This is a genomic window from Aquabacterium sp. J223, from assembly GCF_024666615.1.
In the GTDB taxonomy this organism is placed as follows: domain Bacteria; phylum Pseudomonadota; class Gammaproteobacteria; order Burkholderiales; family Burkholderiaceae_C; genus J223.
Genome location: NZ_CP088297.1, coordinates 947,922 through 973,883, shown reverse-complemented (window position 1 = coordinate 973,883; position 25,962 = coordinate 947,922). Strand labels below are relative to the sequence as shown.

The window sequence follows — 25,962 nt, the reverse complement described above, 5'->3', positions numbered from 1 at the left end:
GCTTTCGCCGTCGAACCGGCGCGACACGATCAGCTTGAACCACTTCCGACCGCAGTAACCGAGGACGCCGGACGAGCCCATGTTGTACTTGCCCTGCACGAAGGGGATGCTCTTCTTGTTGCCCTCGCTCAGCGAGAGGAACGTGCGCTCGAAGTCTTCCGGCCTCTGTCCCTCCCCCGTTGTCCACGAAGGTATAGCAGGGCAACCCCTCCTTCTTGTTCTTCGCGCCGGTCACGCCGATCACGAGGTTCTTCGACGCGAAATCGCGCAGCCACGGATCGTTCGGATCGAGGTTAACGAGCTTGCCGCCATGCAGAGGCTTGATGAGCTTGTCCACCGCCTCGTACATCGTCTTCGGCGCCTTGGAACCTTTCGGGTCGATGCCCCGCTGCAGCGCGTGCTTCATCAGCACCGCATCCACCATGTTGGTCATCAGCTCCGTGAGCGCCTTGCCGCCGTCCGACGCCTGGTTCGAAGTCACGTTGAAGTTGGTTTCGCGCTTGTCGAGAGGGCGCCAGTTCTTCGGATTGCGCAGTTCGGGTGACGTGTCGATCACATGCTGAACATCCACTTCCGACTTGCAGGCCAGCAGACGCAGGCAAAGCTCTCTGGTGTCGGTTGCTGCGGCCCGCTTGCGCGCAGGCGCAATTTCGATCGCTGCGTTTGCCATCCCCGTACTCTCCCCCTTAGTCGAGCGTGAATCGCGTACCACTTTGCCGCTTGTTTGCAAGCTCGAACTTCTTGCGGCACGCGCTGAGCTCGTCTTGGAGGGCGCGGAAGATTTTTTGGACGTCTTCTTCGGTGTAGTCATAGTTCGAGCGGTTGGACAGGTTGCCGATCAACTGGATCGATTTGAGGGCGCTAGACACCCGACTGTTGGCCAGCCTTACGAACTTCTCTCGGTCTTCCTGTCTCATGAAACCCGCCTAGTCCTCTCTCGCTTGGTTGGTACGCGTACATTCAGAATTTATACGCGTTTCTTCGGCCTTGCAAGAGGTTCGGAATGCAAGTCAACGCTCTCCGCCGCTTTGGTGGGCGCTTTGGGCCTCGTATGAGCGCTATGTACGAGTCTCCATCCGTTGGCTACGCGCCGATGCTGTGCCGGCCCTGTGGGCGCTCGAAAACGTTGTCTTGCCCTTTGGTCTGTATATACTTAAGCATACTCAGACGCACGCTGGAGCAATGCCGAAGGTCGTAGACGGGAAGCAGTTCTATCTGGCGCATGAGACCGCAAAGGTCGCTGGGGTCTCCAAGCAGACTCTGCTGCGCTGGATCACCGAGAACCGCATCAAGGACGCTGCGAAGCGGGACCGCAACGGCTGGCGTCTCTTCACCGAACCCGAGGTGAAGGCGATCACTCGGTTTGCGCAGGACGGATCATGACGAACAAGAAGACCTCGGCGGTTGCCAGCGCCGCATCCCTGCCCACGCCGAAATTCATCGCGGTCGATTTCTTTTGCGGCGCGGGCGGTACGACCCGCGGCCTGATCGATGCGGGCGGCTACGTTATCGCAGGGATCGATAAGGACACGCGCTGCGCGACGACCTACTCGAAGAACAACGTCAACAAGGCAATCGACGGCGCTGAGGCGCGCTTTCTGCACTACGACATTTTCCCGAAGACCCGTCTGTACAAGGACGGCCAGCAAGAGGACCTGCTTGCAGAACTGAAGAAGCTCGTCCCGAGCTATCGCGCCAAAGCGCCGAGGGCTCCTTTGCTTTTCGCGATTTGCGCGCCGTGCCAGCCGTTCACGACACTGTCCAAGAAAGAGTTGAGCGAAGAGCGCACCGCTGGTCGCCGTCGTGACAAGAACCTGTTGCGCGAGGCAACCAAGTTCGTCGCGCATTTCAATCCTGAGATGGTGCTGTCGGAGAACGTCCAGGGCATCGGCGATCAGCGCTACGGCGGCGTGTGGGATGCCTTCCGCAAAGGCCTGGATAAACTCGGGTATGCGACCGGCACGAAGGTAGTCTGCACATCCAAATTCGGCATCCCGCAGTATCGGAAGCGGTCCATCCTGATCGCCGTTCGCAAGGACATCGTCCTGCCGGAGCGCTACGCCGATCTGCTAGGCGATACCTTGCTGGTTCCCGAGAACGATCCTGACAGCGTGATGGTGAGCGTGAAGCAAGCTATCGGTCATCTTCCGCCGCTTCGCGCCGGAGAAGAGCACGCACGCATCCCGAACCATCGGGCGCGGCAGCTTCAAGAGATCAACTACAAGCGGCTTTCGGGCGCGCTGCCGGGCGAATCAAACGCCTATATGAGAGACCTACCTGACGGCGATCTCACACTCGATTGCCATCGCAAGGTCAATGCGAAGCTCAAGGACCAGTGCTTCGGTGATGTGTACACGCGCATGCACCCCGATCGTCCGTCGCCCACAATTACGACGAAGTGCCACAGCATTTCAAACGGACGCTTCGGTCACTACGACACTAAGCAGGTGAGAGCGATCACCCCGCGCGAAGCAGCGATCCTGCAGTCGTTTCCGGAGGACTACGTCTTCTTTCCGACCGACCAGCTGGAACCGGTCGCGCGAATGATCGGCAACGCAGTTCCGCCGCGTCTCGCGTCCTTCTATGCCGCGTACCTGGCTCGCTCTATCAAGGAAAAGGACTTCGTCCGCGCGTCCCGACACCAGGTTTCTCGGCCTTCAGCTTCCGCACTAGGCGCGAACTGGCCCTTTGAAGGTCGCACTGCCAGATCACGATAGAGCGCCACCCCGCGGCCTTTAGCGCGGCGCGGTTGCGTCGATCTCGGCGTATGTTTGCATCGAGCTTGGTGTTCCAAAAGTCCGTATTGGAGCCTGGGCGCTTGCCGCGCGCGCATGAGTGGCCGTGCCAGAAGCAGCCGTGAACGAAGACGACGGTCTTGTGGCGTGGCAAAACGATGTCGGGCTTGCCGGGCAGGCCAGCGACATGCAAGCGAAAGCGAAAGCCGGCGGCAAAAAGAAGCTTGCGTAGATACCGCTCGGGCGCGGTGTCTTTGCAGCCCACGGCCGCCATCATCCTGGATCGGTCTGACGGCGTGACGCGGTCCATCATCAGCTACCCATGCGACTGTTTAGCTAGCTCAGGCCGCAACGTGAAGGGTGAGGCCAGCGTGGCGTTGGAGATGGCGGATGACGCTGAACAGATTGCGCGTTTGCGGGTTGCCGGTCGGGCCCAACATGCGGATCAGGGTCGTCGTCGATAAACCAGTCTTGGCGGCGAGCTGCTCGAAGCCGACTGTCGCCTTATTACTGTAGTCACGCAAGATGGCCTTGCCGGTGTCCACTTCGCCAAAGAGCGCGGTCTCGATGCCTTCCTTGAGCAGTGAATCGTGGAATTTGGGGTCGACCTGGACGCGTGCCAGCACCGTTTCCTTGAGAGATTGCGGTCACAGGGATCGTCGATCGACAGTCCATATCCGGTCGGCACCGGCGATCAAATGCAACTCTACGGAACGTGTGCCGTTCATATCAGACTCGATCGAGGCCAGCCAGAACCATGGGAGCCGGCAACTGCAGGTCACACCGCAATCCTCGTCGGACTCGTAGGTCGGCGAGAACATGTCGCCGCAGGTCGTGCACTTGACGTGAAAGCGCCCGCAGCGGTCGCACTTACCGACGTAGTGCACGAAAGTGGCGCGGCGGGGGGCCGAGGTCGGTGCCTGGGCTGGCGCAAGCATCACATCAAAGGCAGGGTAACCGTCCCAGAACACCCGGCCATTTCGACAACTGGCTGTTAGACACCTTGGCCAAGTCGAGGGGTCAAAGTTTTCCAGGCGATCGAGGGGCAGCAGTCGGATGGAGACGGCTTCTTGCGCACGGCGTTCGGCTGCCGGTGTATAGCCATGCGGACAGACGAGATAGCCGTGGGTCGCTTCCACGTCTTCCATGAGACCGCGAAACGCCTCCACATGCGTCACATCGATCTGCCGGGCGCGCGCCTTTGCGTCGATGATGATCCGCTGCCGGTTGTCCGTGTCGTGGCGTGCGTCAATGAGCACGTCGATCTGCCGGCTGCGCTCGCTGATCTTGCCCTGAACCTTCGCGTTCAGCGTGACGCAGTAGACCGTAGAAAGCTGGTCGGCCACGAGCCGCGCAACGAGGCGTTCGTAGCGCTCCCACTCCGGCATCTTGCGCGCGCTGGCCCAGTCTTCGTGTTCTGTTCCCATGGCACCCGACTGTTGGCATGATCAGGTCGCTCGTGTCCATCGCCGAAGGACCTCAGCCTGACTTTGCCATGTTTGGGCCTTGGCGAGGCTGGGATGCGGGGTGGCAAGCGCCGCAGGCGGTTGGTTCATAAGACATCCGGGGCGGCGCCGAACGTCTCATAAGACTTCGGTCGTCGACGACTCTTGAGTGACCGGTGCTCTCGTGAGCAGTCCCCTGACACGTTGGGCCCGAGCGTCGCAACCGCTGCATAGCTTACGTCCCGGCGCCCTATCCCTAAACGCAAGGAAGCGGAATACTGTACTTATATACAGTATTGTGCGCTACCGGTGCCTGTCCGACGTCGATCCCTGCTGATCGCGGCTCCGCGCCTGCGTAGCGCCAGGCTGCCGGGTCATGGCCACGGCGAAGGCCTCGATCGAGCGCGCGAGTTGCTGGTCGGCTTCGCTACCTGTGGCCGCGAGGGCCTTGGCGAGCTCGCGCCACGACTGTTGCGCTTCCTCGCGGCTAGCCTGCCCGGCCACGCTGAGCTTCCCGGGCACCGGACGCTTGAGCAGCCGGCCGTCGTCGCGCGCCTTGACCTGCCAGAGCTCTGGATAGCGCCGCGCAGCGCCCCGAGTCGCCTGCCGCGTCGCCTCGGCTTCGATCCCGCGCTCGTGAAGCTTCGCCGCGAAGGTCTCGCGCCAGCGGTGCAGGTCGGTCTTGCGAGGGTTCAGGCGCCGGCCACGCACCGACTCGGCCCGCACGCTGATGTGCACGTGCGGGTTGGCCTGGTGGTCATGCAGCACCATGACGTACTTATGGTCGGACAACTCGGACTTCGCAAACTCCCGTGCCGCCCAATGCACACTGGCCGAGTCTGTACCTCGCGGCATCGACAGCATGATGTTAAAAGCCTCACGCCGGCGACCGGGTTCGCCTTCATCCGGGATCAGTGAGCCACCGAGCCGCCACTCGTCGGCCAAGTCGTGCAGCGTGTCCTTGCCCCGCATCGTCTCGCCGCGCTGGTCCTCAATCTCCAGCCTGCCGTTCTTGCTGATGTAGCGGAAGTGCGCCGCGATGGCCTTCATGCCCCGCCCGCCGCCCGTCACCTTGACCATGACCTGGGGCGCACGCCGCACCACAGTGGCCTCGATGCGTCGACGGATCGCTGCCGCCCGCTGCCGTGCAGCTGCACCACTGAGCCGCGGTTGAGGCTGGCCCTTGACGATACGGTTGCCCGGATAGAAGAGCCGATCGCCCCAGGTGATCAGGATGCCGTCGATGTTGGGGGCTTGAGTCATGGGGAACTCCATTTGTCACTGGCCTGATCGAGCCGTGGGCCGAGCCCTGCGGCTCTTCGGCTGCAGGTCGGACAAGACGCGGGCGGCCAGCTCAAGGTGGCGGCGCACGTCGCTGGCCAGCGTGTCCAACATTGCCCGATAGGGCCTGGCCGGCTCCACGTTGGCCTGGCGCAGCAGCGCCGTCAGACGGTGGACGTTGCGGCTGAGGGTCGAAAGTTCGGCGCAGGACGCCATCAAGGTGGCGATGTGCTCGGGCCGGCCGCCGCCGGCGGACAGTACAGGCACGTTGGCGATCAGGCCGGCCAGGTAGGCGCCACGCGACAGGCCCGCAGCGCGAGCCCCGGCTGCGAGCCGGCGAGCCTCCTCGGCGGACATTCGAATCGACAGCTTGACGGTCGTCGCGCTCGATGGACGCTCCGTTGCCTGATCCATTCGGCTGGCCACGCCATCCGCTGCAAGCCCGAGATCGCGCGCCACCGCGCCGCGGACCAGCACCGACACGCTGACCCGCTCCGCCTGCGCGCGCGCCACCAGCGCGGCCTTCAAGCCGCGCATATCGACCGTGACGAAGTCATGGGCAGTGGTGTTCATGAGCCGACGAATGGAGGGTCGCGAAGCGCTTGTGAAACCGGCGGCAAGTCGCCTATCTCTGCACTCACCAATGCCTTCAGTGTTGGCTCCGATCAAGGTCAGTAGACCGATGATTTCGGGCCGCAAATCATCGCGGTGCCAACACCTGGGCCGGCCTTGGCACTCCCCCGTGGCCCGTACGCGGCCGAGACTCGGCCGATCGGCGGCCAAGGCTCGGACCGAAGGCGGACCGAGGCCACTCGCTCAACCCCCGTAACCACCAAGCTGGCTCAAGTTCGGCCGAAGCCCCGGCCCTCATTCGGCCTGGACTCGGCGGCAATGCGACCCTTGTTTGGCAGCGTTCCCGGACCACGATCGATGATTCAACGGTCGAAATCGTCGGGGTCGAGACACACGACCGACACGACACTGCGCCCACGATGTCGACGTCGAACAGCAAGCCGTTGCAGCCGCCGTTGCCGCCTGGGCATGGCAATCGCAAAGCGCTGGCCTACACCAGCGAGATCCAGCGACTGCGCCGACTCGGCTACAGCTTCGACGCCATCCGTCTGGCCCTGCTGGATGTCGGAGTGGTGGTCGGCCTGAGCACTGTGAAGCGCGAAGCCGCTCGCGAACTCGGCGCAGTGCGCTTGACGCCGGGAGGGCGAACGCCCCCAAGCACCCGTGAGCCGGCATCAGCGGCATCCGCGCAGATCAACGTGGGCGCGCCGATGTCTTCTCGCCGAACCGGCAAGGAGATCGCTGAGGCGTTCGCGCAGTCCCACATCAGCCATCCGCTGGTGAAGGTCTGATCGGCGTTGACAACAGGCGATAAAGGTCCGCGCTGAAGTACATCGCGGTTGCCGATGATTCAGCGGCTGAAATCATCGCGCTGGAAGACCACTCCTGCTCCGAAACTGGTTCATCGCCCTTCGCAGCACCACCATGCAACTGACTCCCCGACTGCCCCCCGGCCGCAAGTCGCGCAAGGCGCTGGCCTATGCCAGCGAGATTCAGCGTCTGCGGGCGCAGGGCTATACCAACGAGGCCATCCGCGAGGCACTGGCCGACGCGGGCATCAAGGTCAGCAGAAGCACCGTCCACCGCGAGGCCAGCCGTCAGGCAGTCGCAGATGGTCCTACGCGGCCGAGCACGTCCATGGCCAACGCAGCAAAGGAGACATCATGAGGATCGCCGTCATCAACTTCTCCGGCAATGTAGGCAAGACGACTGTCGCTCGGCATCTGCTCCTGCCGCGCATTCCGGGCGCCGACTTCATTTCTGTCGAGAGCCTAAACGCCGGAGAGGATCAAGGCCCGGCCCTGCGCGGCAGCCAGTTCCGCGAGTTGCAGTCGTACCTGCAGACCGTCGGGAGTGCCGTGGTCGACATCGGCGCCAGCAACATCGAAGACCTCATCGACCGCATGCATCGCTATCAGCGAAGTCACGAAGACTTCGACTGCTTCGTGGTGCCGACGGTCCCGCCGCGGAAGCAACAGCAGGACACGATCGCGACAATCGCCGAATTGTCCGAGCTTGGCGTCTCACCGGCAAAGCTTCGCATCGTCTTCAACATGGTCGACTACCGCGCAGAGGTGCAGCAGTCATTCGGCATGCTGTTGGCCTTCCTGCAGGAGCGGCCCCTGGCAACGGCAGACCATCGCTGCCGGCTCGGACAGAACGAGTTGTACGAGCGCATCAAGGCATCCGGCACCGAGGTGGCTGAACTGGCGGCCGACACCACCGACTACCGACGCCGGATCGTCGAGGCCGGTTCGATGGCCGAGAAGTTGGCCTTGGCCGACCGGCTGGCGAACGCACGGCTCGCTGGCGGGGTGCTCAAGGAACTGGACGCGTGCTTCGCTGCGTTGGGCTTTGCGACCATGACCAGCGACGCGCTCGATGCGTCGACGCAGGAGAGGTCATGAACGAGATCGGGACGGTGAAAGGCGCATGGTTCGTCGAGGCGATGGGCGAGTTCTCGAGAACGCTGGATCGCGTCGATACGCTGATCGTCGCCCTGGCGGAGTGCACGGATGCGCAGAACGCCGCGGTGGATCGAATGAACGAACGGTTGGCTGCATTCGATCGGCACATGTCGGCCATCACGGAGAACGCGAAGACCAAGACCCTCAAACACATTGCCACCAGGACCGATGAAGCAGCGCGACGCCTCATCGAGCGACAGCGCGGGGAAATCGCCGAAATGGTGCGAGGTGCATTCGGCAGAGAACTGGAGGTCAAGCTCTCCCGCGTGGACGTCGCCCTTCAACGACTGTCCGAGCGCCAACCACGGAGTTGGGAGGATTGGCTGCTTTACGCTGCCGCTGTTGGCCTCGGATCAGCACTCACCCTGGCGATTTAGGAAAGGCCACCGGCATGACGACTTGGACAGTCGCCGCTGAGGGCCGCCTAGGTGACGACCGCTGTAGCACTCTTGTGCTACTCTGCTGTCTTGCCGAGGAGCACCGCATGAGCACCACCACCATCCGCCTGGAAGAGGAGCTCAAGGCCCGCATCGCAGCGGCGGCTGAACGAGAGGGGAAGACGGCTCACGCCTTCATCGTGGACGCCATCGCGCAGACGGTAGAGCAATCGGAACTCGACGACGAATTCCAGCGCATTGCCGAAGAGCGCTGGGTCAAGGTCCGGGCCACCGGCAAGTCGGTTCCCTTCGACAAGGCGCGCGCGTACCTGGAGGCCAGGGCGCAGGGTCAGCGCCCTGCCCGCCCCGCGGCGCGAAAGCTGACCGGCTGACGCTCTATGGCGCGCCTGGAACTCGCGCCCGAGGTCCTGGACGACTTCGACCGCTTCTTCGACCACCTGCAGGCGTTCGAGGTTGAGGACATCCCGCAGCGCATCCGTGAGATCCTGGACGCGCTGCAGATCCTGACGCACAGCCCGCTGATCGGGCGCAAGGTACGCGGCGGGCTGCGCGAACTCGTGATCGGCCAGGACGCGCGGGGCTACATCGCGCTGTACCGCTACATCCCCGGCATTGACACCGTCTTCGTGTTGGCCGTCAGAAGCGAGCGGGAAGAAGGCTTCAAGCGGTCACCCTGAACCGGCTCGGCGGTTCGGGTGCCTGTGCCGTTCGCTGCCGTCGACAATCGCGCCGGCATTCACGCGCGGCCGGCCATGGCCGACCGCGCGGTTCCTTCGCGGCCCGGCACACAAGCGGTCGGCCCTGCTGGCGCGTCGGCCTCGGCCGTTGACTTCGGCGACCCGGCCTGCCGCGTCACCCCTTCAACCTGCGCATCTCCTCGGCGAGCATCCACAGCGCGCGGTTCAGGCTCACGCCCCGGTCGATGCTGCCCACGGGTCGCGTCTGCAACCGCCGACCTTGTGCACTGCGGCCCGACTGGCCGCCACGCATCACGTTCTCCTGCACCCGCTGGAAGGTGCTCCACAGGCTGTGGCCGATGTCTTCATGCCGGCGCGCCTCGATCAGCTGCTCGGCCGTCACGGGCGCCGGCCGGTGCCCGCGGGTCTCCTCTACGCTGCGCTCACCAAAGCGCAGGGCCAGGGCGGCGGTGGCGAAGGCCATCTCCTCTGGCGGCCTGAGCTGCAGCGCCTTCATCGCCTCGGTGTGCTCCTCCACTGCTTCAAACTCCTCAAGGACGCGGAAGGCGCCATCGATCACCTTCCCTTGCACGTTGCCCCGGTGCGGGATACGGATGTCCTCCACCACGTCGCCCACCACGAGGCCGTTGCAGCAGACAAAGCGGAAGAGCCCGGCCAGCATCTGGTACGAGCTGGCACCGTCGTGGCTGTTGACAAGGATGATCTCGTTGGCCTCCGGTCGGGTCTGCACTTGCCCGGCGTGGCGCAGGCGGATCATGTGCTTGGTGAACTCCGCCTTGCCTTCCACCCGGCTGGCGCCTTGCGCGACCATGAAGGGCTCGAAGCCCTCCTGGCGCAGGCCGCGCAGGACCTCGATGGTGGGGATGTAGGTGTAGCGCTCGGAGCGGCTGGCGTGCTTGCCCTCAGCAAAGATGGACGGCGCCGCAGCGCGCATCTGGTCTTCGCTCAGGGGCTGGTCACCTCGCAACATCCGGGTGTTGCGGGCGAAGCGGGTCGACAGTGTCGGGGTCGAGTCCATGGTGGTTTCCTTCAATGCTTGGAAGAGGCTTGATGGGGTGGGCGTCGCTCAGTGGCTTCGCACCCACCCGTGGGGCTCAGGCGTGGGCCTGCCTGTGCTCCCGCAGCCGGGACGGCCTGCGGGGGCTGGCAGTCGGTGCAGAGACGTCATCACCGCTGCTGCCGCCCTGTGCGCCCGGGCCACCGTGGCGGCGCGCTTCGGATTCAACTCGGCTGTCGAGGTAGTCGATCTCCTCGACGGTGAACGTCAGGGCGTAGACGACGGAGCCGTCTTTCTCGTAGTTGTTGTTCTGCAGGCGCCCGACGACGTTGACGTGCGAGCCCTTGACCAGGTACGCCGCCGCGTTCTCGGCCTGCTTGCCCCACAGCGTCCACTGGATCGCGGTGGCCTCTTCGTCCTGCGCTTCGGCCGAACTCCGGCGGGTGTTGCTGATAGCGATCAGCACCGCCTTGGCGACCCTGCCTTCTCGCCCCTTGACGTAGCCCAACCGGACAGGACCGGCGAGGTGAGCGTTACGCTGGATGACTTGAACGTTGGCCATGGCCAATCTCCTTGCGTGAGTGACCAGCCGGCCCGGACGGGGGTCCTGAAAACTGATCCTCTCGCTCGGACTTCCTCGCTCCCGCCCACGGGCGGGCGGGGGGGGCAAGGCCCCTTTCCTCACGGGAAGGGGTGGGGGGATGGGTGGTGTTCCTCGCAGCCCGAAGCGGTGCGCCGGTTTCCCGGCCCACCGCTCGAAGATCCCCCCACAAGTCCCCCTCACGGGTTGACGGGGGCGCAGCTGGGGGAGCGCGGTGGGCCCACCGGCGCACGGGTTGCTACTTCGCAAAGACGACGCAGCGTCGCGGCCGATGTGCCAGCTGGCCTGGCGAAGCGGCTGCAGCGAAGGCGGCTCAAGGCACACGAGCTGCGGCGGCTCTGCGGACGGCGTGACACCAAGCGCAGCGACTGGCGCGACGGTCGAGCCGCGGCGAGCACTTCGAGAAGTGAGCATCCTGCCCAGCTTGACCAGTGCGGTTCTGATGGACCAGAGAGCTGCATAGCGCCGGGCACCAAGAACCGGCGCCAAGCCTCTGCAACTTGCCGCATGAAAAGAGCGGCTCCGAGGCCGCCCACCGTCACTTAGATCAGCCCGCGCTCGGCGAAGGACACCAGGTCCCCGGCGCCGACGACCATGTGATCAAGCACCCGCACATCGACCAACGCGAGTGCGGACTTGAGCGTCTGTGTCAGGACCTCATCGGCCCGGCTCGGCTCGGCCACACCGGACGGGTGGTTGTGCGCCAGGATCACTGCTGCTGCGTTGAGTGCCAGGGACTCCTTGACAACCTCGCGCGGGTACACAGACGTTTGCGCCACGGTGCCGCGAAACATCTGCCTGAACTCGATGACGCGATGCTGTGCGTCCAGGAAGAGAACGCAGAAGACCTCGTGTTCCAACAAGCCGATCTGCACCTGCAAGTAGTCCTTGACCGCTTTCGGTGAGGACATCGTGGAACCGCGTCGCACCTGCTGCGACAACACCCACCTCGCCTGCTGCAGCACCTCGTGGGCATTGGCCGGCCGGTACTGCCCATCGACCTCGCGCACCAGCAACGATGCAACTGCGTCAACGGTAGAAGTGGAAGACAGCGACATGATGAACTCCGGTCTGTGTCGGGCGGATTGCCCGAGACCGGAGCACCACGGCGCAGCGCAGCTGTCAGGGTTCGAAGACGGCCAAAGGCCGCAAGTGGTCGCGCAGCGAACGCGCAGACCTTGACGGCGAGAACGCCGTGGTAGCGTGGGTCAACAAGGCAACCCCCTCCACCCTCGCCACCTTCCCTCGGCCAAGGCGGCCGGCACTGCCGGCCTGACCGGGTTGCGTGAGGGATGGCCGTCCGGCAGGAGCGAGACGGCAGCGAAGCTGATGGCTCGACGCGAAGCGCAACAGCCCGGCCCCGCGTAGCGCGGACACGCTCGCGGCTCTGAGGCGATCAACATGCTCAACGCATGAGCAGAGCAGTGCAGCGACTCAACTATGGCGACCGGTATGGCGACCACTTTGTAACAACGACGATGCCACGTCCGTGGCATGCTGTCGAACTTCGCTGGTAGGCCGTGTTGGACTTGAACCAACGACCAAAGGATTATGAGTCCTCTGCTCTGACCAACTGAGCTAACGGCCCGCTTGTGAAGCGCCGCGGATTGTAGGCAGCGGTCAACCGACCGGGCGGTCGCGGGCGGCCCGCCAGCCCAGCCCGTCGGAGGTGCCGCCGGGCACCGCACCGCGCCGGGGGCGGTATTCGCAGCCGATCCAGCCGTCGTAGCCCAGGGCGTCGATGAGGTCGAAGAGGTACGGGTAGTGCACCTCGCCGACGTCGGGCTCGTGCCGCTCCGGCACCCCGGCGATCTGCAGGTGGCCGACGCGGCCGGTGGGCAGCCAGCGGCGCAGGTTCGTCGCCAGGTCGCCCTCGACGATCTGCGCGTGGTACAGGTCCATCTGCACCTTGAGGTTGGGCTCGCCGACCGCGTCGAGCACCGCATGCGCCTCCTCCTGCCGGCAGAGGAAGTAGCCCGGCATGTCGCGCCGGTTGATCGGCTCGATCAGCAGGTCCACGCCCAGCGGCCTTGCGGCCCGGGCGGCGCGGCGCAGGTTGTCGATGTACACCGATGTGGCGGCGTCCCGGTTTGCATCCGGCGGCAGGCGCCCCGCCATCACGTGCAACCGCGGGCAGCCGAGCACGGCCGCGTATGCCAGCGCCTGCGCGATGCCGGCGTCGAACTCGGCCTCGCGCCCGGGCAGGCAGGCCAGCCCGCGCTCGCCGGCGTCCCAGTCGCCGGGCGGCGCGTTGAAGAGCACCGTCTGCAGCCGGTGCGCCGCCAACCGCTCGGCGATGGCCTGGGCGGGCCAGGCATAGGGGAACAGGCACTCGACGGCGGCAAAGCCGTCGTGCGCGGCGGCGGCAACGCGGTCGAGGAAGCCGTGCTCGTTGTAGAGCAGCGTGAGGTTGGCCGCGAAGCGGGGCATGGCCGGGGTCGTGCGGCGGCCGTCGCTACTTCTGGCTCAGCGCGTTGGTCACCAGCCGGGCGGTGATGTCGACGATCTGGATCATGCGGTCGTAGGCCATGCGCGTGGGACCGATGACGCCCAGCGTGCCGACCACCTGACCGTCGACCTCGTAGGGCGCGCTCACCACCGACAGCTCCTCGTACGGCACGACGCCGCTCTCGCCGCCGATGTAGATGCGCACGCCCTCGGCACGGCTGGACCCCTCCAGCAGGCGCATCAGTTGGGTCTTCTGCTCGAAGAGGTCGAACAGCCGGCGCAGCGAGCCCATGTCGTGCCCGAAGTCCTGCACCGCCAGCAGGTTGCGCTCGCCGCTGACGACCACCTGCTCCTGGCTGTCGGCCGCTTCGGTGCCCGCGTCCACCGCGGCGCGCATCAGCGCCGCGATCTCGCCGCGCAGCGCCTCCACCTCGTGCTTCAGCCGCTCGCGCACCTCGTCGAGCGTCAGGCCGCCGTAGTGGGCGTTGACGTAGTTGGTGGCCTCGATCAGCTGTGACTGGCTGAGGTCCTGCGCGGTGAAGAGCACCCGGTTCTGCACGTCGCCCTCGGGCGTGACGAGGATGACCAGCACCCGCCGCTCGGCCAGGCGAAGGAACTCGATGTGGCGGAAGACGCCGCTCTTCTTCGGCGCCGTCACGACGCCGACGAAGCTGGACAGGCTGGACAGCAACTGCGCGGCGTTGGCGATCACCCGCTGCGGCTGGTCGGGGCGCAGCGCCTGGCGCGCCTCGGGCGGCGCGACGGCGCCGGCGAGGTCGGGGTTGCGCACCGTGAGCAGGGTGTCGACGAAGAGCCGGTAGCCGCGCGGCGTGGGAATGCGGCCGGCCGAGGTGTGCGGGCTGGCGATCAGGCCCAGCTCCTCCAGGTCGGCCATCACGTTGCGGATGGTGGCCGGCGACAGGTCGAGCCCGGAGGCACGCGACAGGGTGCGCGACCCCACCGGCTGGCCCTCGGCGATGTAGCGCTCGACCAGCGTCTTCAGCAGGGTTTTGGCGCGCTCGTCCAGCATGATCTTTCATTCTACGGAGAGGGCATCCCACCCGGTCCGCCGAGGGCGGCCGGCCGATACCCCTGTGGTGTAATCGTTCGCATGCCCGCCCGCTTCTCCCATGTCGCGCTCGTCGGCAAGTACCAGGCGCAGGGCATCCGCCCGCTGCTGCAGGAGATTGCGGACTTCATGATGCGCCAGGGCGTCCAGGTGTCGCTGGACGCGGGCACCGCGCAGGCCACCGGGATGGAGGGGCTCGGCGGCCTGACCATCGCCGACATCGGCGCGCAGTGCGACCTGGCGGTGGTCATCGGCGGCGACGGCACCATGCTCGGCGTCGCCCGGCAATTGGCCCGCCACCAGGTGCCGGTGGTCGGCATCAACCAGGGCCGGCTCGGCTTCATCACCGACATCGCGGCCAACGCCTGGCGCGAGGCGCTGGGACCCATCCTCGACGGCCACTTCGAGGATGAGTCGCGCACCATGCTCGACGGCAGCGTGTGGCGCGACGGGCAGCAGATCTTCGAGAGCGTCTCGCTCAACGACGTGGTGGTCAGCCGCGGCGCCACCGCCAGCATGGTGGAGCTGTCGGTGCAGATCGGCGAGGAGTTCATGGCCAACATCCGGGCCGATGGCCTGATCCTGGCCTCGCCCACCGGCTCCACCGCCTATGCGCTGTCGGCCGGCGGGCCGATCCTGCACCCGGCCATCGCCGGCTGGGTGCTGGTGCCCATCGCCTCGCACACGCTGTCCAACCGGCCGATCGTGCTGCCCGATGCGGCCGAGGTCACGATCGAGATCGTCGCCGGCCGCGACGCGTCGGCCAACTTCGACATGCAGAGCCTGGCCAGCCTGCTGCACGGCGACCGGGTGCGGGTGTGCCGCTCGGCGCACCGGGTGCGCTTCCTGCATCCCCGCGGCTGGAGCTACCACGCCACCCTGCGCCGAAAACTCCGCTGGTACGAAGGTGGGGTCTGACCGATGCTGCGCCGCCTCGCCCTGCGCGACTTCGTCATCGTCGACGAACTGGACCTGTCGCTGGAGTCCGGCTTCACCGTGCTCACCGGCGAGACCGGTGCCGGCAAGTCCATCCTGATCGACGCGCTGCAGCTGGCGCTCGGTGGCCGCGGCGACGCCGGTGTCGTGCGCGAGGGCGCGCCGCGCGCCGAGATCAGCGCCGAGTTCGACGCCCCCGCCTCGCTGGCCGGCTGGCTGGCCGACGCCGGCTTCGACGCCGACGACGGCAGCCTGCTGCTGCGGCGCAGCCTCGACGCGCAGGGCCGCAGCCGCGCCTGGATCAACGGCAGCGCGGCCACCGTCGGGCAGCTGCGCGAGGCGGCCGAGCACCTGGTCGACATCCACGGCCAGCACGCCTGGCAGGGCCTGACGCGGCCGGCCTCGGTGCGCGCGCTGCTGGACGCCCAGGCAGGCGTCGACACCGCCGCGCTGGCGGACCTGTGGCAGCGCTGGAAGGCCGCCGGCGACGCGCTGGCCGAGGCCGGCGCCCGCCAGGCCGAGCTGCAGCGCGAGCGCGACCGCCTGGCCTGGCAGATCGCCGAGCTGGACAAGCTGGCGCCCGGCACGGACGAATGGACCGAGCTCGATGCCGAGCACCGCCGGCTGGCGCACGGCCAGGCCCTGATCGACGCGGCCCAGGCGGCGCTGCAGCAGGTGAGCGAGGCCGACGTCAATGCGGAGTCCCTGGTCGCCCGCGCCGCCGACGCGCTGGACGCGGTGGCCGAGGTCGACCCGCGGCTGGGCGAGGTGGCCCGGGTGCTGCGCGACGCCGGCGTGGCGCTGCAGGACGCGGCGCACGACCTCAACGGCTACCTGCACCAGGTCGAACCGGACCCCGACCGTCTGGCCGCGGTCGAGGCCCGGCTGTCGGAATGGATGGGGCTGGCGCGGCGCTGGCGCCGGCCGCCGGCCGAGCTGCCCGCGCTGCTGCAGCAGTGGCGCGAGGAACTGGCCGCGCTGGACGCCTCGGCCGACCTGCCCGCGCTGGAACGGGCGCGCGACGACGCCGAGGCCGCGCTGATCGGCGAAGCCCGTCGTGTGTCCACGTTGCGGGCCGCGGCGGCGCCGCGGCTGGCCGAGGCCGTCACCACCGCCATGCAGCAGCTCGGCATGGCCGGCGGCCGTTTCGAGGTGGCGCTGCAGCCGCTGCCGGCGCCGCAGTCGCACGGGCTGGAGGCGGTCGAGTTCCTCATCGCCGGCCATGCCGGCGCCACCCCCGCGGCCGCTGGCCAAGGTGGCCTCCGGCGGTGAACTGTCGCGGCTGGCGCTGGCCATCGCCGTGGTCACCGCGCGGCAGGACGCCGACGGAGCCGGCACGCTGATCTTCGACGAGGTCGACGCCGGCGTCGGCGGCACGGTGGCGGACACCGTCGGACGGCTGATGAAGCAGCTCGGTCGCGAGCGCCAGGTGATGGCCGTCACCCACCTGCCGCAGGTGGCCGCCTGTGCCGACCACCACCTGGTCGTCGCCAAGCAGTCCGTTGGCGAGGCCACGCTCAGCCGGCTGGCGCCGGTGACGGGCGAGGCGCGCGTCGGCGAGATCGCCCGCATGCTGGGCGGCGGCGAACGCCTGTCCGGCGCCAGCCGCGCCCATGCCGAGGCCCTGCTGACCGAGGGCGCCGCCGGCACGCCGGCCAAGGCCAGGCGGAGCAAGGCATGACGGGGCCGGCCAGTGGCCTGCGCGAGTTGGTGCTCGTCACCGGCATCTCCGGCTCGGGCAAGTCCATCGCGCTGCACGCGCTGGAGGACGCCGGCTTCTTCTGCGTCGACAACCTGCCGCCCGAGCTGCTGCGCGAGTTCGTGCGGGTGGAGCGTCAGCGCGCCGCCGAGCAGCACCCGGACCGCCGGGTGGCGATCGCGGTGGACGTGCGCAGCGCCGGCTCGCTGCCGCACCTGCTGCCGCTGCTGGCCGAGCTGAAGGGCGAAGGCGTGGCGATCCGCTCGTTCTTCCTCGACGCCAGCACCGAAGCGCTGGTGCGCCGGTTCTCCGAGACGCGGCGGCCGCACCCGTTGTCGCAGACCGACGACGGGCCCGGCGCCGGCGACGGCCGGCGCGCGCTGGTCGACGCCATCGAGCTGGAGCGCGAGCTGCTGACCGACCTGCGCGAGGCCTCGTCGGTGCTGGACACCAGCCACCTGCGCCCGGCCCAGCTGCGCGCCTGGGTGCGCGACCTGGTGCAGGCCGACCGCTCGCGGCTGACGGTGGTCTTCGAGTCCTTCGCCTTCAAGCACGGCGTGCCGCGCGACGCCGACTTCGTCTACGACCTGCGCGTGCTGCCCAACCCGCACTACATCCGCGAGCTGCGCGCCCTCACCGGCCGCGACGCCGCGGTGGCCGCCTACCTGGAACAGCAGCCGGAGGTGGGCGAGATGCTGTCGCAGATCGAGACCTTCCTGCGCCGCTGGCTGCCGGCCTTCGCGCAGGACCAGCGCGGCTACCTCACGGTGGCCATCGGCTGCACCGGCGGCCAGCACCGCTCGGTCTACGCGGTCGAATGGCTGTGCCGGCGCTTCGGTGCCGAGGTGTCGGCCCTGGTGCGGCACCGCGAACTGGATGCGCGCGAGTGACACCGGACGTGCCCGACGACGCGCCGTCGCTGCCGCTGTTCCCGCTGCGCAGCGTGCTGTTCCCTGGCGGGCTGCTGCCGCTGAAGGTGTTCGAGGCACGCTACCTCGACCTCATCGGCCGCTGCCTGCGCGGCCAGGAGCCCTTCGGCGTCGTCTGCCTGCGCCAGGGCACCGAGGTGCAGCTGCCCGGCCGGCCGCCGGCGCGCTTCGAGGCCGTCGGCGTGCTGGCCGAGATCCTCGAGGTGGACAGCGAGCAGGCCGGCATCCTCAAGGTGCAGTGCCGCGGCGGGCAGCGTTTCCGCATCGGTGCGCCGACGCAGGCCGCCGATGGCCTCTGGCAGGCGCCGCACCGGCGGCTGCCCGCCGACGCCACGCTGGCGCCGCCGCCAGAACACCTGCCGACCGTGAAGGCGCTGGCGCAGGCCATCGCCTCGCTGAAGGGCCAGGGCGCGGCGCCCTTCCTGGAGCCCTACCGCTTCGACGATGCCGGCTGGGTGGCCAACCGCTGGTGCGAGCTGCTGCCCATCCCGATGAGCGCGCGGCAGCAGCTGATGGCGCTCGACGAACCGCTGGTGCGGCTGCGGCTGGTGGACGAGTTCCTGCGTTCGAAAGGCGTGCTGAGCGACCCCGAGCCCTGAGGTCGCGCGTCAACCGCCCAGCAGCTTGCGCACCGGCGCCGGCAGGCCCAGCGCCAGCGCGTCGTCGCACGACACCCAGCGGCCGGGCGGCAGCGCTGCCTCGACCTCGAGCACGGCGGCCGCCGGCACGTCGTCGGGCAGGCGGTGGCACCACGGCGCCAGCCGCCAGTCGAGGTGGGTCAGCACATGCTCGATCGCCGGCAGCGGCCGGCCCTCGCCGGGCCAGGTGCCGGTCAGCGCCTGCAGTTCGGCCTCGCTGGCGTAGTCGGGCAGGCTCCACAGCCCGGCCCACACCCCGGTGGCCGGGCGCTGCGACAGCCACAGCGTCGACCCCCGCTGCAGCCACAGCAGGCTGCTCTCGCGCCGGCCGCGCTTGAGCTTGCGCGTCTTCACCGGGTAACGCTCGGGCGCGCCCTCGCGGCGGGCGATGCAGCGCGCCTGCCAGGGGCACAACAGGCACTGCGGCCGCCGGGCCAGGCACACCGTGGCGCCCAGGTCCATCAGGCCCTGGGTGTAGGCGGGCATGTCGGCGGCCCATGGCGGCAGCAGCGCCTCGGCCTGCGCCCACAGCCGGCGCTCGGCCGCCGGCTGCGCCAGGTCCTCGCCGAAGCCGAGCAGCCGCGTCAGCACCCGCTTGACGTTGCCGTCGAGGATGGCCGCGCGCTCGCCGAAGCAGAAGGCGGCGATGGCCGCCGCGGTGGAACGGCCGATGCCGGGCAGCGTGGCCAAGGCCGCCGCCGTCGTCGGGAAGGCGCCGCCGTGCTGCTCGACCACGACCTGCGCGCAGCGGTGCAGGTTGCGCGCGCGGCTGTAGTAGCCGAGGCCGCTCCAGCGCGCCAGCACGTCGTCCAGCGGCGCGGCGGCCAGCGCCCGCACGTCGGGGAACCGCTCGAGGAAACGGTCGTAGTAGGCGAGCACCGTGCTCACCTGCGTCTGCTGCAGCATGACCTCGGACAGCCAGACCCGGTAGGGCTCGCGGCTGGCCTGCCACGGCAGGTGGTGGCGGCCCTGCCGGCGTTGCCAGTCGACCAGTTCCGCGGCCGGCGTTCCCGCCCGGGGCCGGGCGACCGGTTCGGCGGCCGGCGTCGCCGCCTCCGGCGTGACCCGGCTCACCGGCCGGCGCGGCCGGCGCTCACCAGCGTCAGCACCGGCGGCGCGGCCCAGGCGGGGTCGTCCTCGGCACCCTGCGGTGCCTGCGTCGCTTCGTCGATGGCGGCGGCGAGCGCGGTCAGGCGGGCCTGCAGCCGCTGCAAGTGCTGCTCCTCGGACTGCAGCTCGCCGATGCGCTGCTCCAGCTCGCCGGCGGCCTGGCGGATGCGCAGCAGCGCCTCGCGGCGGCGCTTGAAGCCGCGGCGGCGCTCACGCAGCTGCGCGTCGACCTGCGCCGCGGCGTTCTTGCTCCACAGCTCGAGCTCGGCGCTGGCGCTCTCGAAGACCATGCGCAGCTTGGACAGCAGCATGCGGCGGAACTGCTCGCGAAAGCGCGCATCGGCCAGGCGCAGGGCCTGGGTCGGGCCCAGGTAGTGGCCGTAGTTGCGGGCGATGAGGTCGAGCTCGCGGCGGTAGCGCTCCAGCCCCGGCGTGCTGCCGAGGGTCAGGGCGAAGCCGAACTCGCTGTTGAGCTGCTGGAAGGTGGCCTGCAGCATGGTGCCCACCTCCTGCGCGCCGACGCCGGCCTGTGCCAGCAGCGCGTGCAGCCGCTGGCACAGCGACTGGAAGGCCTTGCGGGCGCCCAGGCGCAGCAGGCCGCTGTCGAGGTCGGCCTGCAGCCGCACCACCTCCTCGCGCAGGCGTTCGCTGGCCAACGGCAGCAGCGCTTCCTTCAGCAGCCGGGCGTGCACCGAGCGCATCGCGGTCAGCCGAGCGGTGGAACGCTCGAAGTCGGCCGCCTCCTGCTCGACTCGGCGCAGCAGCGCCTCCGTGCGCACCGCGCTCTTGCCGCGCAGGCCCTTCAGCTCCAGCAACTGCTCGGCGTTCTGCCGGCGCTGGTCGGTCAGGCGGCGCAGCACGGCCGACTGCACCCGGTCGCGGCCTTCCACCACCGCCTGGGCCAGGATCTGCCGGCGCAGGGGCAGCAGCTGGCGGCCGATGGCGGCCTCGAGCGCCGGCACGCCGCTGGCGTGCAGCAGGAGCTCGTCGCCGGCGATGCGCGCGGCCAGCGCCTGCCGGGCCGACAGCGGGAACACCCGCTGCAGGTCCAGGCCCAACGCCTGCGCCGCCGCGGCGCGCTGGGCGGCGACCTGTTCGCGCACCTGCTCGGCGGTGGCCAGCGGGTCGGCCAGCGTGTCGACCTTGTTCAGCACCGCGTAGCGCACCAGCGACGGCGAACCGAGGTGCTCGCGCCAGACGGCCAGGTCGCTGCGGGTGACGCCGGTGTCGGCGCCGAGCAGGAAGATGGCGGCATGGGCGCTGGGCAGCAGGCCCAGCGTCAGCTCGGGCTCGGCGCCGATGGCGTTCAGGCCGGGCGTGTCCAGCACCACCAGCCCGCGCTTGAGCAGCGGGTGCGGGTAGACGATGCGGGCATGGCGCCACGCCGGCACCTCGACCAGGCCGTCGTCGCCCTGGGGCGGGTTGTCCTCGGGCCGCTCGTCGTCCCAGAAGCCGAGGGCCTTGGCGTCGGCGACCGGCACGCGCAGCGTGCGCGTCACCTCGCGCAGGGTGGTGGCCAGCCGGTCCGGCGAGCCGTCCAGTTCGTGCCGCGTCCACGCGTCGGGGCGATCGCGCAGCTCGGCCAGCGACAGGCCCTGCAGCCGCGTCTGCACCGGCAGCAGCGACAGGCCGGGCGCCTCGCCCTCCTCGTGGAGCAGCTCGACCGGGCACATGGTGGTCCGGCCGGGCGTGGCCGGCAGCACCCGCTGGCCGGTGTCGGCGAAGAAGATGGCGTTGATCAGCTCCGACTTGCCGCGCGAGAACTCGGCGACGAAGGCCAGCACCAGCTTGTCGCCGGCCAGCCGCTCCTGCAGCGCGGCAAGACCGGTCTCGGCGCCGTGTTCCAGCAGGCCGTGCTCGGCCAGCAGCCGGCCCCAGTCCGCCAGGTGCCGCTGCAGCCCGGCGCGCCAGTCGGCGAGGGCGTCGAGGCGGGCGGCGAAGGTGGGCAGGACGGCGGGCATCGGGCGGGTGGGAGACGGGGTCACCGGGAGGCGGGGCATGCTAGCGCAGGGGGTGGCGCGGGGTGTCACGCCTGGCAACACCGGGCGCCGCGGGTGGCCGGAAGCGGCAGTCCTGCACTGCAGACGCTGCCTGCAGCGCCCGTCAGCGCCGTTCAACGCTTCTGGCAGCCCGGGCAGAAGAAGCTGGACCGCTGCTGCTGGACGATGCGCCGCACCGGCGTCCCGCAGCGTGGGCAGGGCTGGCCTTCCCGCCCGTAGACGCCCGCCGACGACTGGAAGGCACCGGCCATGCCGTGGGCGTCGCGGAAGTCGCGCAGGGTGGAGCCGCCGAGCGCCAGCGCCCGGTCCAGCGTGGACCGCAGCGAGACCAGCAGCCGCTCGGCGCGGGGCCGGCTGAGCCGGTCGCTGCGGGTGCGCGGGTCGATGCCGGCCGCGTGCAGCGCCTCGCAGGCGTAGATGTTCCCGGCGCCGACGACGATGTCGCCCGCCAGCAGCGCCGCCTTCACCGCGCTGCGGCGGCGCCTCAGGCCGTCGTGCAGCAGGGCGGGCGTGAGGGCCGGGTCGAAGGGCTCATGGCCCAGGCGGGCCAGCAGCCCGGCGGCCGGCGGCTGGTCCAGCGCTGCCGACCACACCACCGCGCCGAAGCGCCGCGGGTCGGTCAGCGCCAGCAGCCCGCGGTCGGTGAGCAGCTCGAAGTGCACATGCCGCGGCCGCGGCTCGGGCAGCGCGCGGGCGGCCTCGTCGAGGTGCAGCGAGCCCGACATGCCCAGGTGCAGCAGCAGCCCGCCGGGCGCCGGGCCGTCCAGCGGCAGCCAGAGGTACTTGCCCCGGCGCTGCAGCGCACCGGCCAGATGGCCGGGCAGGCTGTCGACCTCACGGCCCAACGGCCACCGCAGCGGCGCGCCCAGCCGGGCGGCCAGCACCTGCGCGCCCTGCAGCCGGTCGGCCAGGCTTCGTCTCGTGACCTCGACCTCGGGCATCTCGGGCATGCCGTGCATTATCGAAGGGCCGTCCCGACCGCTGCCGCGGCCGGGACAACACGCTCCATAGAATGGTCCGGACCCTCCCAGGAGAGCCGATGTCCCCGCCTTCCCCGCGCCGACCGTTCCGCAACGCCGGCGCTTTCCGACCGACGACGCTGGCCGTGGCCCTGGCCCTGTGCCTCGGCGCCAGCGCGCCGCTGCGGGCGCAGGCCCCGGCCCCGGTGACCGAGGCCGCGCCGGCGGCCACCGCCGTGCAGCCGTCGGGCCTGGACGCGCCGCTGTTCTACCAGCTGCTGGTCGGCGAGATGGAGCTGCGCAGCGGGGAGCCCGGCACGGCGTTCCAGCTCCTGCTCGACGCCGCCCGGCGCACCCGTGACCCGGCGCTTTTTCGTCGCAGCGTCGAGATCGCGCTGCAGGCGCGGGCCGGCGCGCAGGCGCTGGAGGCCACCCGCGCCTGGCGCATCGCCCTGCCGGTCGATCCCGAGGCGATGCGCTTCGAGGCGCAGCTGCTGGTCGCGCTGAACCGGCCGGCCGAGGCGGTGGTGCCGCTGCGCGCGCTGCTGTCGGCCAGCACCGGCGACGAACGCGGCGGCCTGATCGCCTCGCTGCCCGGACTGCTGCTTCGCGGCAGCAACCGGCAGGAGGCCGCCACGCTGGTGCAGGACCTGCTCGGCCCCTACCTCGAGGCACCGCCCACGGCCGCCGCCGCCCGCACCGCGCTGGCGCGCGTGTGGCTCGGCGCCGGCGACAACGCCCGGGCGCTGGAGGAGGCCACCAAGGCGCAGGCGGCGGACCCCGGCGCACCGGGTCCCGCGCTGGTGGCGATGGACCTGCTGCCGGGCCTGCCGGCCGCCGAGGCGGTGGTGCAGCGCTACCTCACGCAGCCCGATGCGCAGGAAGCGGTGCGGCTGGCCTACGTGCGGTTGCTCGTCAACGCGCAGCGGCATGGCGAAGCCGCCGCGCAGCTGGAACGGCTGACGCGCAGCACGCCGGACCGCCCCGGGCCCTGGCTCAGCCTGGGCGCGCTGCAGGTGGAGCTGAAGCAGAGCCAGGCCGCGCAGCAGTCGCTGCAGCGCTACCTGCAGCTGGTCGAGTCGGCGCCGGACAGCGAGGATCTGCGTGCCGAACGCACGCAGGCCTGGCTGCTGATGGCCCAGGCCGCCGAGCAGCGCGGCGACCTGGCCGGCGCCGAGGGCTGGCTGTCGCGCATCGCCGACCCGCAACAGGCGCTGACGGTGCAGCTGCGCCGGGCGATGCTGAAGGCCCGGGAGGGCGACGTGCGGTCCGCCCGGGCGATGGTCCGGCAGGTGCCGGAACGCAACGACGACGACGTGCGCGCCAAGCTGCTGGCCGAGGCGCAGGTGCTGCGCGAGGTCAAGCGCTGGCGCGACGCGGCCGAGGTGCTGGCCGCGGCCAACAAGCGCTTCCCCGACAACCCGGACCTGCTGTACGAGCAGGCCATGATGGAAGAGAAGCTGGAGCGCAACGAGGCGATGGAGCGGCTGCTCAAGCGGGTGATCGAGCTCAAGCCCGACCACCAGCACGCCTACAACGCGCTGGGCTATTCGCTGGCCGATCGCAACCAGCGGCTGCCCGAGGCCAAGGCGCTGATCGAGAAGGCGCTGTCGATGGCGCCCGGCGATCCCTTCATCACCGACAGCCTGGGCTGGGTCGAGTTCCGGCTCGGCAACCGCCAGGAGGCGCTGCGCCTGCTGCGCCAGGCCTACACCGCCCGGCCCGACGTCGAGATCGCCGCCCACCTCGGCGAGGTGCTGTGGGTGGAGGGCCAGGCCGACGAGGCGCGCCGGGTGCTGCGCGACGCGCGGGCCAAGGAGCCCGACAACGAGGTGCTGCGAGAGGCCGTGCGGCGGCTGAAGATCGACCTGTGAACCTTGCACGTCGCCCGCTGCTGGCGCTGGCCGGCGTGTTGCTGCTGGCCGGCTGCACCAGCGTCCCGCGGCAGCAGGACGGTGCGCCCGTCGAGCCGCTGAACGGCCGGCTGTCGCTGGCGGTGGACGCCACCGGCGAGCAGCCGGCGCAACGCATGAGCGCCGCCTTCGAACTCCAGGGCGACGCCCGCAACGGCACGCTGCGCCTGGCGACACCTTTGGGCAACGTGCTGGCCGAGGCGCAATGGACCGAGCGCCGCGCGGTGCTGCGCGACGGCAGCGGCGAGCGGCAGTTCGAGTCGCTGGCCGCGCTGGCGCAGGCGCTGCTGGGCGAGCCGCTGCCGCTGCAGGCGCTGGTCGACTGGCTGCGCGGCATGCCGTGGCCGGGCGCCGCCAGCCGGCCGGTGGACGGCGGCTTCGAGCAGCTGGAGTGGCGGGTGGACACGCAGGGCCTGAGCGAAGGACGGCTCGACGCACGTCGGGAGCGGCCGCCGGCCGTGCAGCTGCGTGTGCGGCTGGACCGGTCGTCATGAGTGCCGCCATGAACTCGCCGCTCGGCCTGTACGAGCTGCCGGCGCCGGCCAAGCTCAACCTCTTCCTGCACGTGACCGGCCGGCGCGACGACGGCTACCACCTGCTGCAGTCGGTGTTCGTGCTCCTCGACTGGTGCGACACGGTGCACCTCGAACTGCGCCGCGACGGTGCCCTGCGGCGCCACGACCTCGCCGAGGCGGTGCCCGAGGACGACCTCTGCCTGCGCGCCGCCCGCGCATTGCAGCAGGCCAGCGGCTGCGCCCTCGGCGTGGACATCCACCTGCACAAGCGGCTGCCCAGCGGTGCCGGGCTGGGCGGCGGCAGTTCGGACGCGGCCACCGTGCTGCTCGGGCTGAACCGGCTGTGGGGCCTGCGCTGGCCGCGCGAGCGGCTGCTGGCGCTGGGCCTGACGCTGGGCGCCGACGTGCCCTTCTTCATCGGCGGCGACAGCGCTTTCGTCGAGGGCATCGGCGAACGGCTGACGCCGCTGCCCACGCTGGCGCCCATGCACTTCGCGGTGGTGAAGCCACCCGCGCACATCGCCACCGCGGACATCTTCCGCAGCCCGCAGTTGGTGCGGAACACCGAGCCTGTTATAGTCACGGGCTTTCCCGCAGACGCGAGTGGTTTCGGTCGAAACGACCTGGAGCCGGCCGCGAAGGCGCTCGAGCCGCAGGTCGGCCAGGCGCTGGAGTGGCTGACGGCGCGCTTCGGCAACGCCCGCATGACCGGTTCCGGCAGCGCGGTGTTCGCCAGGCTCCTGCCGACGGCGCGGTATGCGGGGGAAGGCGGCACAGCCGATGCTTCATCGGCGACCGGACCGGCAAAGCGGTTGCAAGACCTGCCGCCGGGCTGGGTGGGTCGGATGTGCCGCAGTCTGGACCGGCATCCCTTGCGGGACTGGTCGGACTGAAGGGTTGTGAAGGCGTGGGCTGCGAAGCCGGCGCCTGTGTAGGGGAGTCGCCAAGTTGGTTAAGGCATCGGATTTTGATTCCGACATGCGAGGGTTCGAGTCCTTCCTCCCCTGCCAAAGCTTCTCGACGTCGCCGGTCCGTTCCCGTTCCAGCATCC

General features: G+C 69.4%; 28 protein-coding genes, 2 tRNA genes and 1 pseudogene. 16 read left to right on the top strand and 15 right to left on the bottom strand.

The genetic code is table 11. The features are described from left to right. Window positions 1-686: 686 nt before the first annotated feature. Entirely contained in the window at window positions 687-917 is a 231-nt protein-coding gene (locus tag LRS07_RS04750) for a hypothetical protein (protein ID WP_260500847.1), read from the bottom strand. Between the two features lie 265 nt (window positions 918-1,182). On the opposite strand from LRS07_RS04750, the gene LRS07_RS04745 reads away from it, so the two are divergent. Together LRS07_RS04745 and LRS07_RS04740 are read left to right on the top strand one after the other, a co-directional pair. Further along, window positions 1,183-1,383: a MerR family transcriptional regulator gene (locus LRS07_RS04745; RefSeq protein WP_260500846.1), complete on the top strand. Its 201-nt coding sequence runs from the start codon at window positions 1,183-1,185 to the stop codon at window positions 1,381-1,383. Then, window positions 1,380-2,717 (top strand): DNA cytosine methyltransferase, encoded by a 1,338-nt coding sequence (locus LRS07_RS04740; protein WP_260500845.1) that lies wholly within the window; start codon window positions 1,380-1,382, stop codon window positions 2,715-2,717. The genes LRS07_RS04745 and LRS07_RS04740 overlap by 4 nt, the downstream gene beginning before the upstream one ends. Here the strand turns inward: LRS07_RS04740 and LRS07_RS04735 are convergent. The 5 genes from LRS07_RS04735 to LRS07_RS04715 all read right to left on the bottom strand — a co-directional run bounded on the left by LRS07_RS04735 (window position 2,608) and on the right by LRS07_RS04715 (window position 6,034). Further along, a complete protein-coding gene (locus tag LRS07_RS04735; RefSeq protein ID WP_260502038.1) occupies window positions 2,608-3,009 on the bottom strand; it encodes a very short patch repair endonuclease in 402 nt (133 codons plus the stop codon). The two genes, LRS07_RS04740 and LRS07_RS04735, sit on opposite strands and share 110 nt — an antisense overlap. A 67-nt stretch (window positions 3,010-3,076) precedes the next feature. Then, complete coding sequence (locus LRS07_RS04730; RefSeq protein WP_260500844.1) at window positions 3,077-3,361, bottom strand: helix-turn-helix domain-containing transcriptional regulator; 285 nt, start codon at window positions 3,359-3,361, stop codon at window positions 3,077-3,079. Window positions 3,362-3,382: 21 nt separating this feature from the next. After that, the gene (locus LRS07_RS04725) at window positions 3,383-4,162 is read right to left on the bottom strand and encodes a restriction endonuclease (protein WP_260500843.1); all 780 of its coding nucleotides are present in this window, start codon (window positions 4,160-4,162) and stop codon (window positions 3,383-3,385) included. Between the two features lie 321 nt (window positions 4,163-4,483). Then, window positions 4,484-5,443, bottom strand: coding sequence for a relaxase/mobilization nuclease domain-containing protein (locus LRS07_RS04720; protein WP_260500842.1), 960 nt, complete (start codon window positions 5,441-5,443; stop codon window positions 4,484-4,486). Window positions 5,444-5,458: 15 nt separating this feature from the next. Beyond that, window positions 5,459-6,034 carry a hypothetical protein gene (locus LRS07_RS04715; RefSeq protein ID WP_260500841.1) on the bottom strand — a complete coding sequence of 192 codons (576 nt, stop codon included), beginning with the start codon at window positions 6,032-6,034 and terminating at the stop codon, window positions 5,459-5,461. Window positions 6,035-6,453: 419 nt separating this feature from the next. Here LRS07_RS04715 and LRS07_RS04710 point away from each other — a divergent pair, with 419 nt between their 5' ends. The 6 genes from LRS07_RS04710 (at window position 6,454) to LRS07_RS04685 (ending at window position 9,076) form a co-directional block, all read left to right on the top strand. Continuing rightward, window positions 6,454-6,825, top strand: a complete 372-nt coding sequence (locus LRS07_RS04710; protein WP_260500840.1) for a hypothetical protein — start codon at window positions 6,454-6,456, stop codon at window positions 6,823-6,825. Between the two features lie 133 nt (window positions 6,826-6,958). Further along, window positions 6,959-7,201 (top strand): phage protein Gp27 family protein, encoded by a 243-nt coding sequence (locus tag LRS07_RS04705; RefSeq protein WP_260500839.1) that lies wholly within the window; start codon window positions 6,959-6,961, stop codon window positions 7,199-7,201. Beyond that, window positions 7,198-7,941: a StbB family protein gene (gene stbB / locus LRS07_RS04700; protein WP_260500838.1), complete on the top strand. Its 744-nt coding sequence runs from the start codon at window positions 7,198-7,200 to the stop codon at window positions 7,939-7,941. The genes LRS07_RS04705 and stbB overlap by 4 nt, the downstream gene beginning before the upstream one ends. Further along, window positions 7,938-8,378 (top strand): hypothetical protein, encoded by a 441-nt coding sequence (locus LRS07_RS04695; RefSeq protein ID WP_260500837.1) that lies wholly within the window; start codon window positions 7,938-7,940, stop codon window positions 8,376-8,378. Before stbB ends, LRS07_RS04695 begins: the two co-directional genes overlap by 4 nt. Window positions 8,379-8,485: 107 nt before the next feature. Then, a complete protein-coding gene (locus LRS07_RS04690) occupies window positions 8,486-8,770 on the top strand; it encodes a ribbon-helix-helix protein, CopG family (RefSeq protein WP_260500836.1) in 285 nt (94 codons plus the stop codon). Window positions 8,771-8,776: 6 nt separating this feature from the next. Beyond that, a complete protein-coding gene (locus LRS07_RS04685) occupies window positions 8,777-9,076 on the top strand; it encodes a type II toxin-antitoxin system RelE/ParE family toxin (RefSeq protein ID WP_260500835.1) in 300 nt (99 codons plus the stop codon). A 175-nt stretch (window positions 9,077-9,251) separates the two neighbouring features. On the opposite strand, the gene LRS07_RS04680 is transcribed toward LRS07_RS04685, so the two are convergent. From LRS07_RS04680 to hrcA, 6 genes are all read right to left on the bottom strand, one after another. Further along, the gene (locus LRS07_RS04680) at window positions 9,252-10,115 is read right to left on the bottom strand and encodes a DUF932 domain-containing protein (RefSeq protein ID WP_260500834.1); all 864 of its coding nucleotides are present in this window, start codon (window positions 10,113-10,115) and stop codon (window positions 9,252-9,254) included. Window positions 10,116-10,191: 76 nt separating this feature from the next. Beyond that, the gene (locus LRS07_RS04675) at window positions 10,192-10,656 is read right to left on the bottom strand and encodes a single-stranded DNA-binding protein (RefSeq protein ID WP_260500833.1); all 465 of its coding nucleotides are present in this window, start codon (window positions 10,654-10,656) and stop codon (window positions 10,192-10,194) included. 581 nt (window positions 10,657-11,237) lie between these two features. After that, window positions 11,238-11,753 carry a RadC family protein gene (gene radC, locus LRS07_RS04670; protein ID WP_260500832.1) on the bottom strand — a complete coding sequence of 172 codons (516 nt, stop codon included), beginning with the start codon at window positions 11,751-11,753 and terminating at the stop codon, window positions 11,238-11,240. Window positions 11,754-12,206: 453 nt separating this feature from the next. Next, window positions 12,207-12,283 (bottom strand) — tRNA-Ile (locus LRS07_RS04665). A gap of 32 nt (window positions 12,284-12,315) precedes the next feature. After that, window positions 12,316-13,125 carry a 2-oxo-tetronate isomerase gene (otnI, locus tag LRS07_RS04660; RefSeq protein ID WP_260500831.1) on the bottom strand — a complete coding sequence of 270 codons (810 nt, stop codon included), beginning with the start codon at window positions 13,123-13,125 and terminating at the stop codon, window positions 12,316-12,318. 25 nt (window positions 13,126-13,150) lie between these two features. After that, on the bottom strand, window positions 13,151-14,173 hold the full coding sequence (gene hrcA / locus LRS07_RS04655) for a heat-inducible transcriptional repressor HrcA (RefSeq protein WP_260500830.1): 1,023 nt from the start codon (window positions 14,171-14,173) through the stop codon (window positions 13,151-13,153). An 81-nt stretch (window positions 14,174-14,254) separates the two neighbouring features. Between hrcA and LRS07_RS04650 the strand changes: the two genes are divergently transcribed. The 4 genes and pseudogenes from LRS07_RS04650 to LRS07_RS04635 all read left to right on the top strand — a co-directional run bounded on the left by LRS07_RS04650 (window position 14,255) and on the right by LRS07_RS04635 (window position 18,375). Further along, the gene (locus tag LRS07_RS04650) at window positions 14,255-15,130 is read left to right on the top strand and encodes an NAD kinase (RefSeq protein WP_260500829.1); all 876 of its coding nucleotides are present in this window, start codon (window positions 14,255-14,257) and stop codon (window positions 15,128-15,130) included. Window positions 15,131-15,133: 3 nt separating this feature from the next. Continuing rightward, window positions 15,134-16,829 (top strand): annotated as a pseudogene (gene recN, locus LRS07_RS04645) (DNA repair protein RecN). Further along, on the top strand, window positions 16,826-17,737 hold the full coding sequence (rapZ, locus tag LRS07_RS04640; RefSeq protein WP_260500828.1) for an RNase adapter RapZ: 912 nt from the start codon (window positions 16,826-16,828) through the stop codon (window positions 17,735-17,737). The pseudogene recN and the gene rapZ overlap by 4 nt, the downstream one beginning before the upstream one ends. Beyond that, window positions 17,734-18,375, top strand: a complete 642-nt coding sequence (locus LRS07_RS04635) for an LON peptidase substrate-binding domain-containing protein (protein WP_260500827.1) — start codon at window positions 17,734-17,736, stop codon at window positions 18,373-18,375. The genes rapZ and LRS07_RS04635 overlap by 4 nt, the downstream gene beginning before the upstream one ends. 9 nt (window positions 18,376-18,384) lie before the next feature. On the opposite strand, the gene mutY is transcribed toward LRS07_RS04635, so the two are convergent. The 3 genes from mutY to mutM all read right to left on the bottom strand — a co-directional run bounded on the left by mutY (window position 18,385) and on the right by mutM (window position 22,474). Further along, the gene (gene mutY / locus LRS07_RS04630; RefSeq protein WP_409450596.1) at window positions 18,385-19,488 is read right to left on the bottom strand and encodes an A/G-specific adenine glycosylase; all 1,104 of its coding nucleotides are present in this window, start codon (window positions 19,486-19,488) and stop codon (window positions 18,385-18,387) included. After that, window positions 19,485-21,485 (bottom strand): dynamin family protein, encoded by a 2,001-nt coding sequence (locus tag LRS07_RS04625; RefSeq protein WP_260500826.1) that lies wholly within the window; start codon window positions 21,483-21,485, stop codon window positions 19,485-19,487. The genes mutY and LRS07_RS04625 overlap by 4 nt, the downstream gene beginning before the upstream one ends. Before the next feature lie 152 nt (window positions 21,486-21,637). Further along, window positions 21,638-22,474: a bifunctional DNA-formamidopyrimidine glycosylase/DNA-(apurinic or apyrimidinic site) lyase gene (gene mutM, locus LRS07_RS04620; RefSeq protein ID WP_260500825.1), complete on the bottom strand. Its 837-nt coding sequence runs from the start codon at window positions 22,472-22,474 to the stop codon at window positions 21,638-21,640. 89 nt (window positions 22,475-22,563) lie between these two features. Between mutM and LRS07_RS04615 the strand changes: the two genes are divergently transcribed. The 4 genes from LRS07_RS04615 to LRS07_RS04600 all read left to right on the top strand — a co-directional run bounded on the left by LRS07_RS04615 (window position 22,564) and on the right by LRS07_RS04600 (window position 25,921). Further along, window positions 22,564-24,357, top strand: a complete 1,794-nt coding sequence (locus LRS07_RS04615; protein WP_260500824.1) for a tetratricopeptide repeat protein — start codon at window positions 22,564-22,566, stop codon at window positions 24,355-24,357. Then, window positions 24,354-24,890 carry a lipoprotein insertase outer membrane protein LolB gene (locus tag LRS07_RS04610; RefSeq protein WP_260500823.1) on the top strand — a complete coding sequence of 179 codons (537 nt, stop codon included), beginning with the start codon at window positions 24,354-24,356 and terminating at the stop codon, window positions 24,888-24,890. The genes LRS07_RS04615 and LRS07_RS04610 overlap by 4 nt, the downstream gene beginning before the upstream one ends. An 8-nt stretch (window positions 24,891-24,898) precedes the next feature. Beyond that, on the top strand, window positions 24,899-25,804 hold the full coding sequence (gene ispE / locus LRS07_RS04605; RefSeq protein WP_260500822.1) for a 4-(cytidine 5'-diphospho)-2-C-methyl-D-erythritol kinase: 906 nt from the start codon (window positions 24,899-24,901) through the stop codon (window positions 25,802-25,804). Between the two features lie 40 nt (window positions 25,805-25,844). After that, window positions 25,845-25,921: transfer RNA gene (locus tag LRS07_RS04600), tRNA-Gln, on the top strand. Window positions 25,922-25,962: the final 41 nt, after the last annotated feature.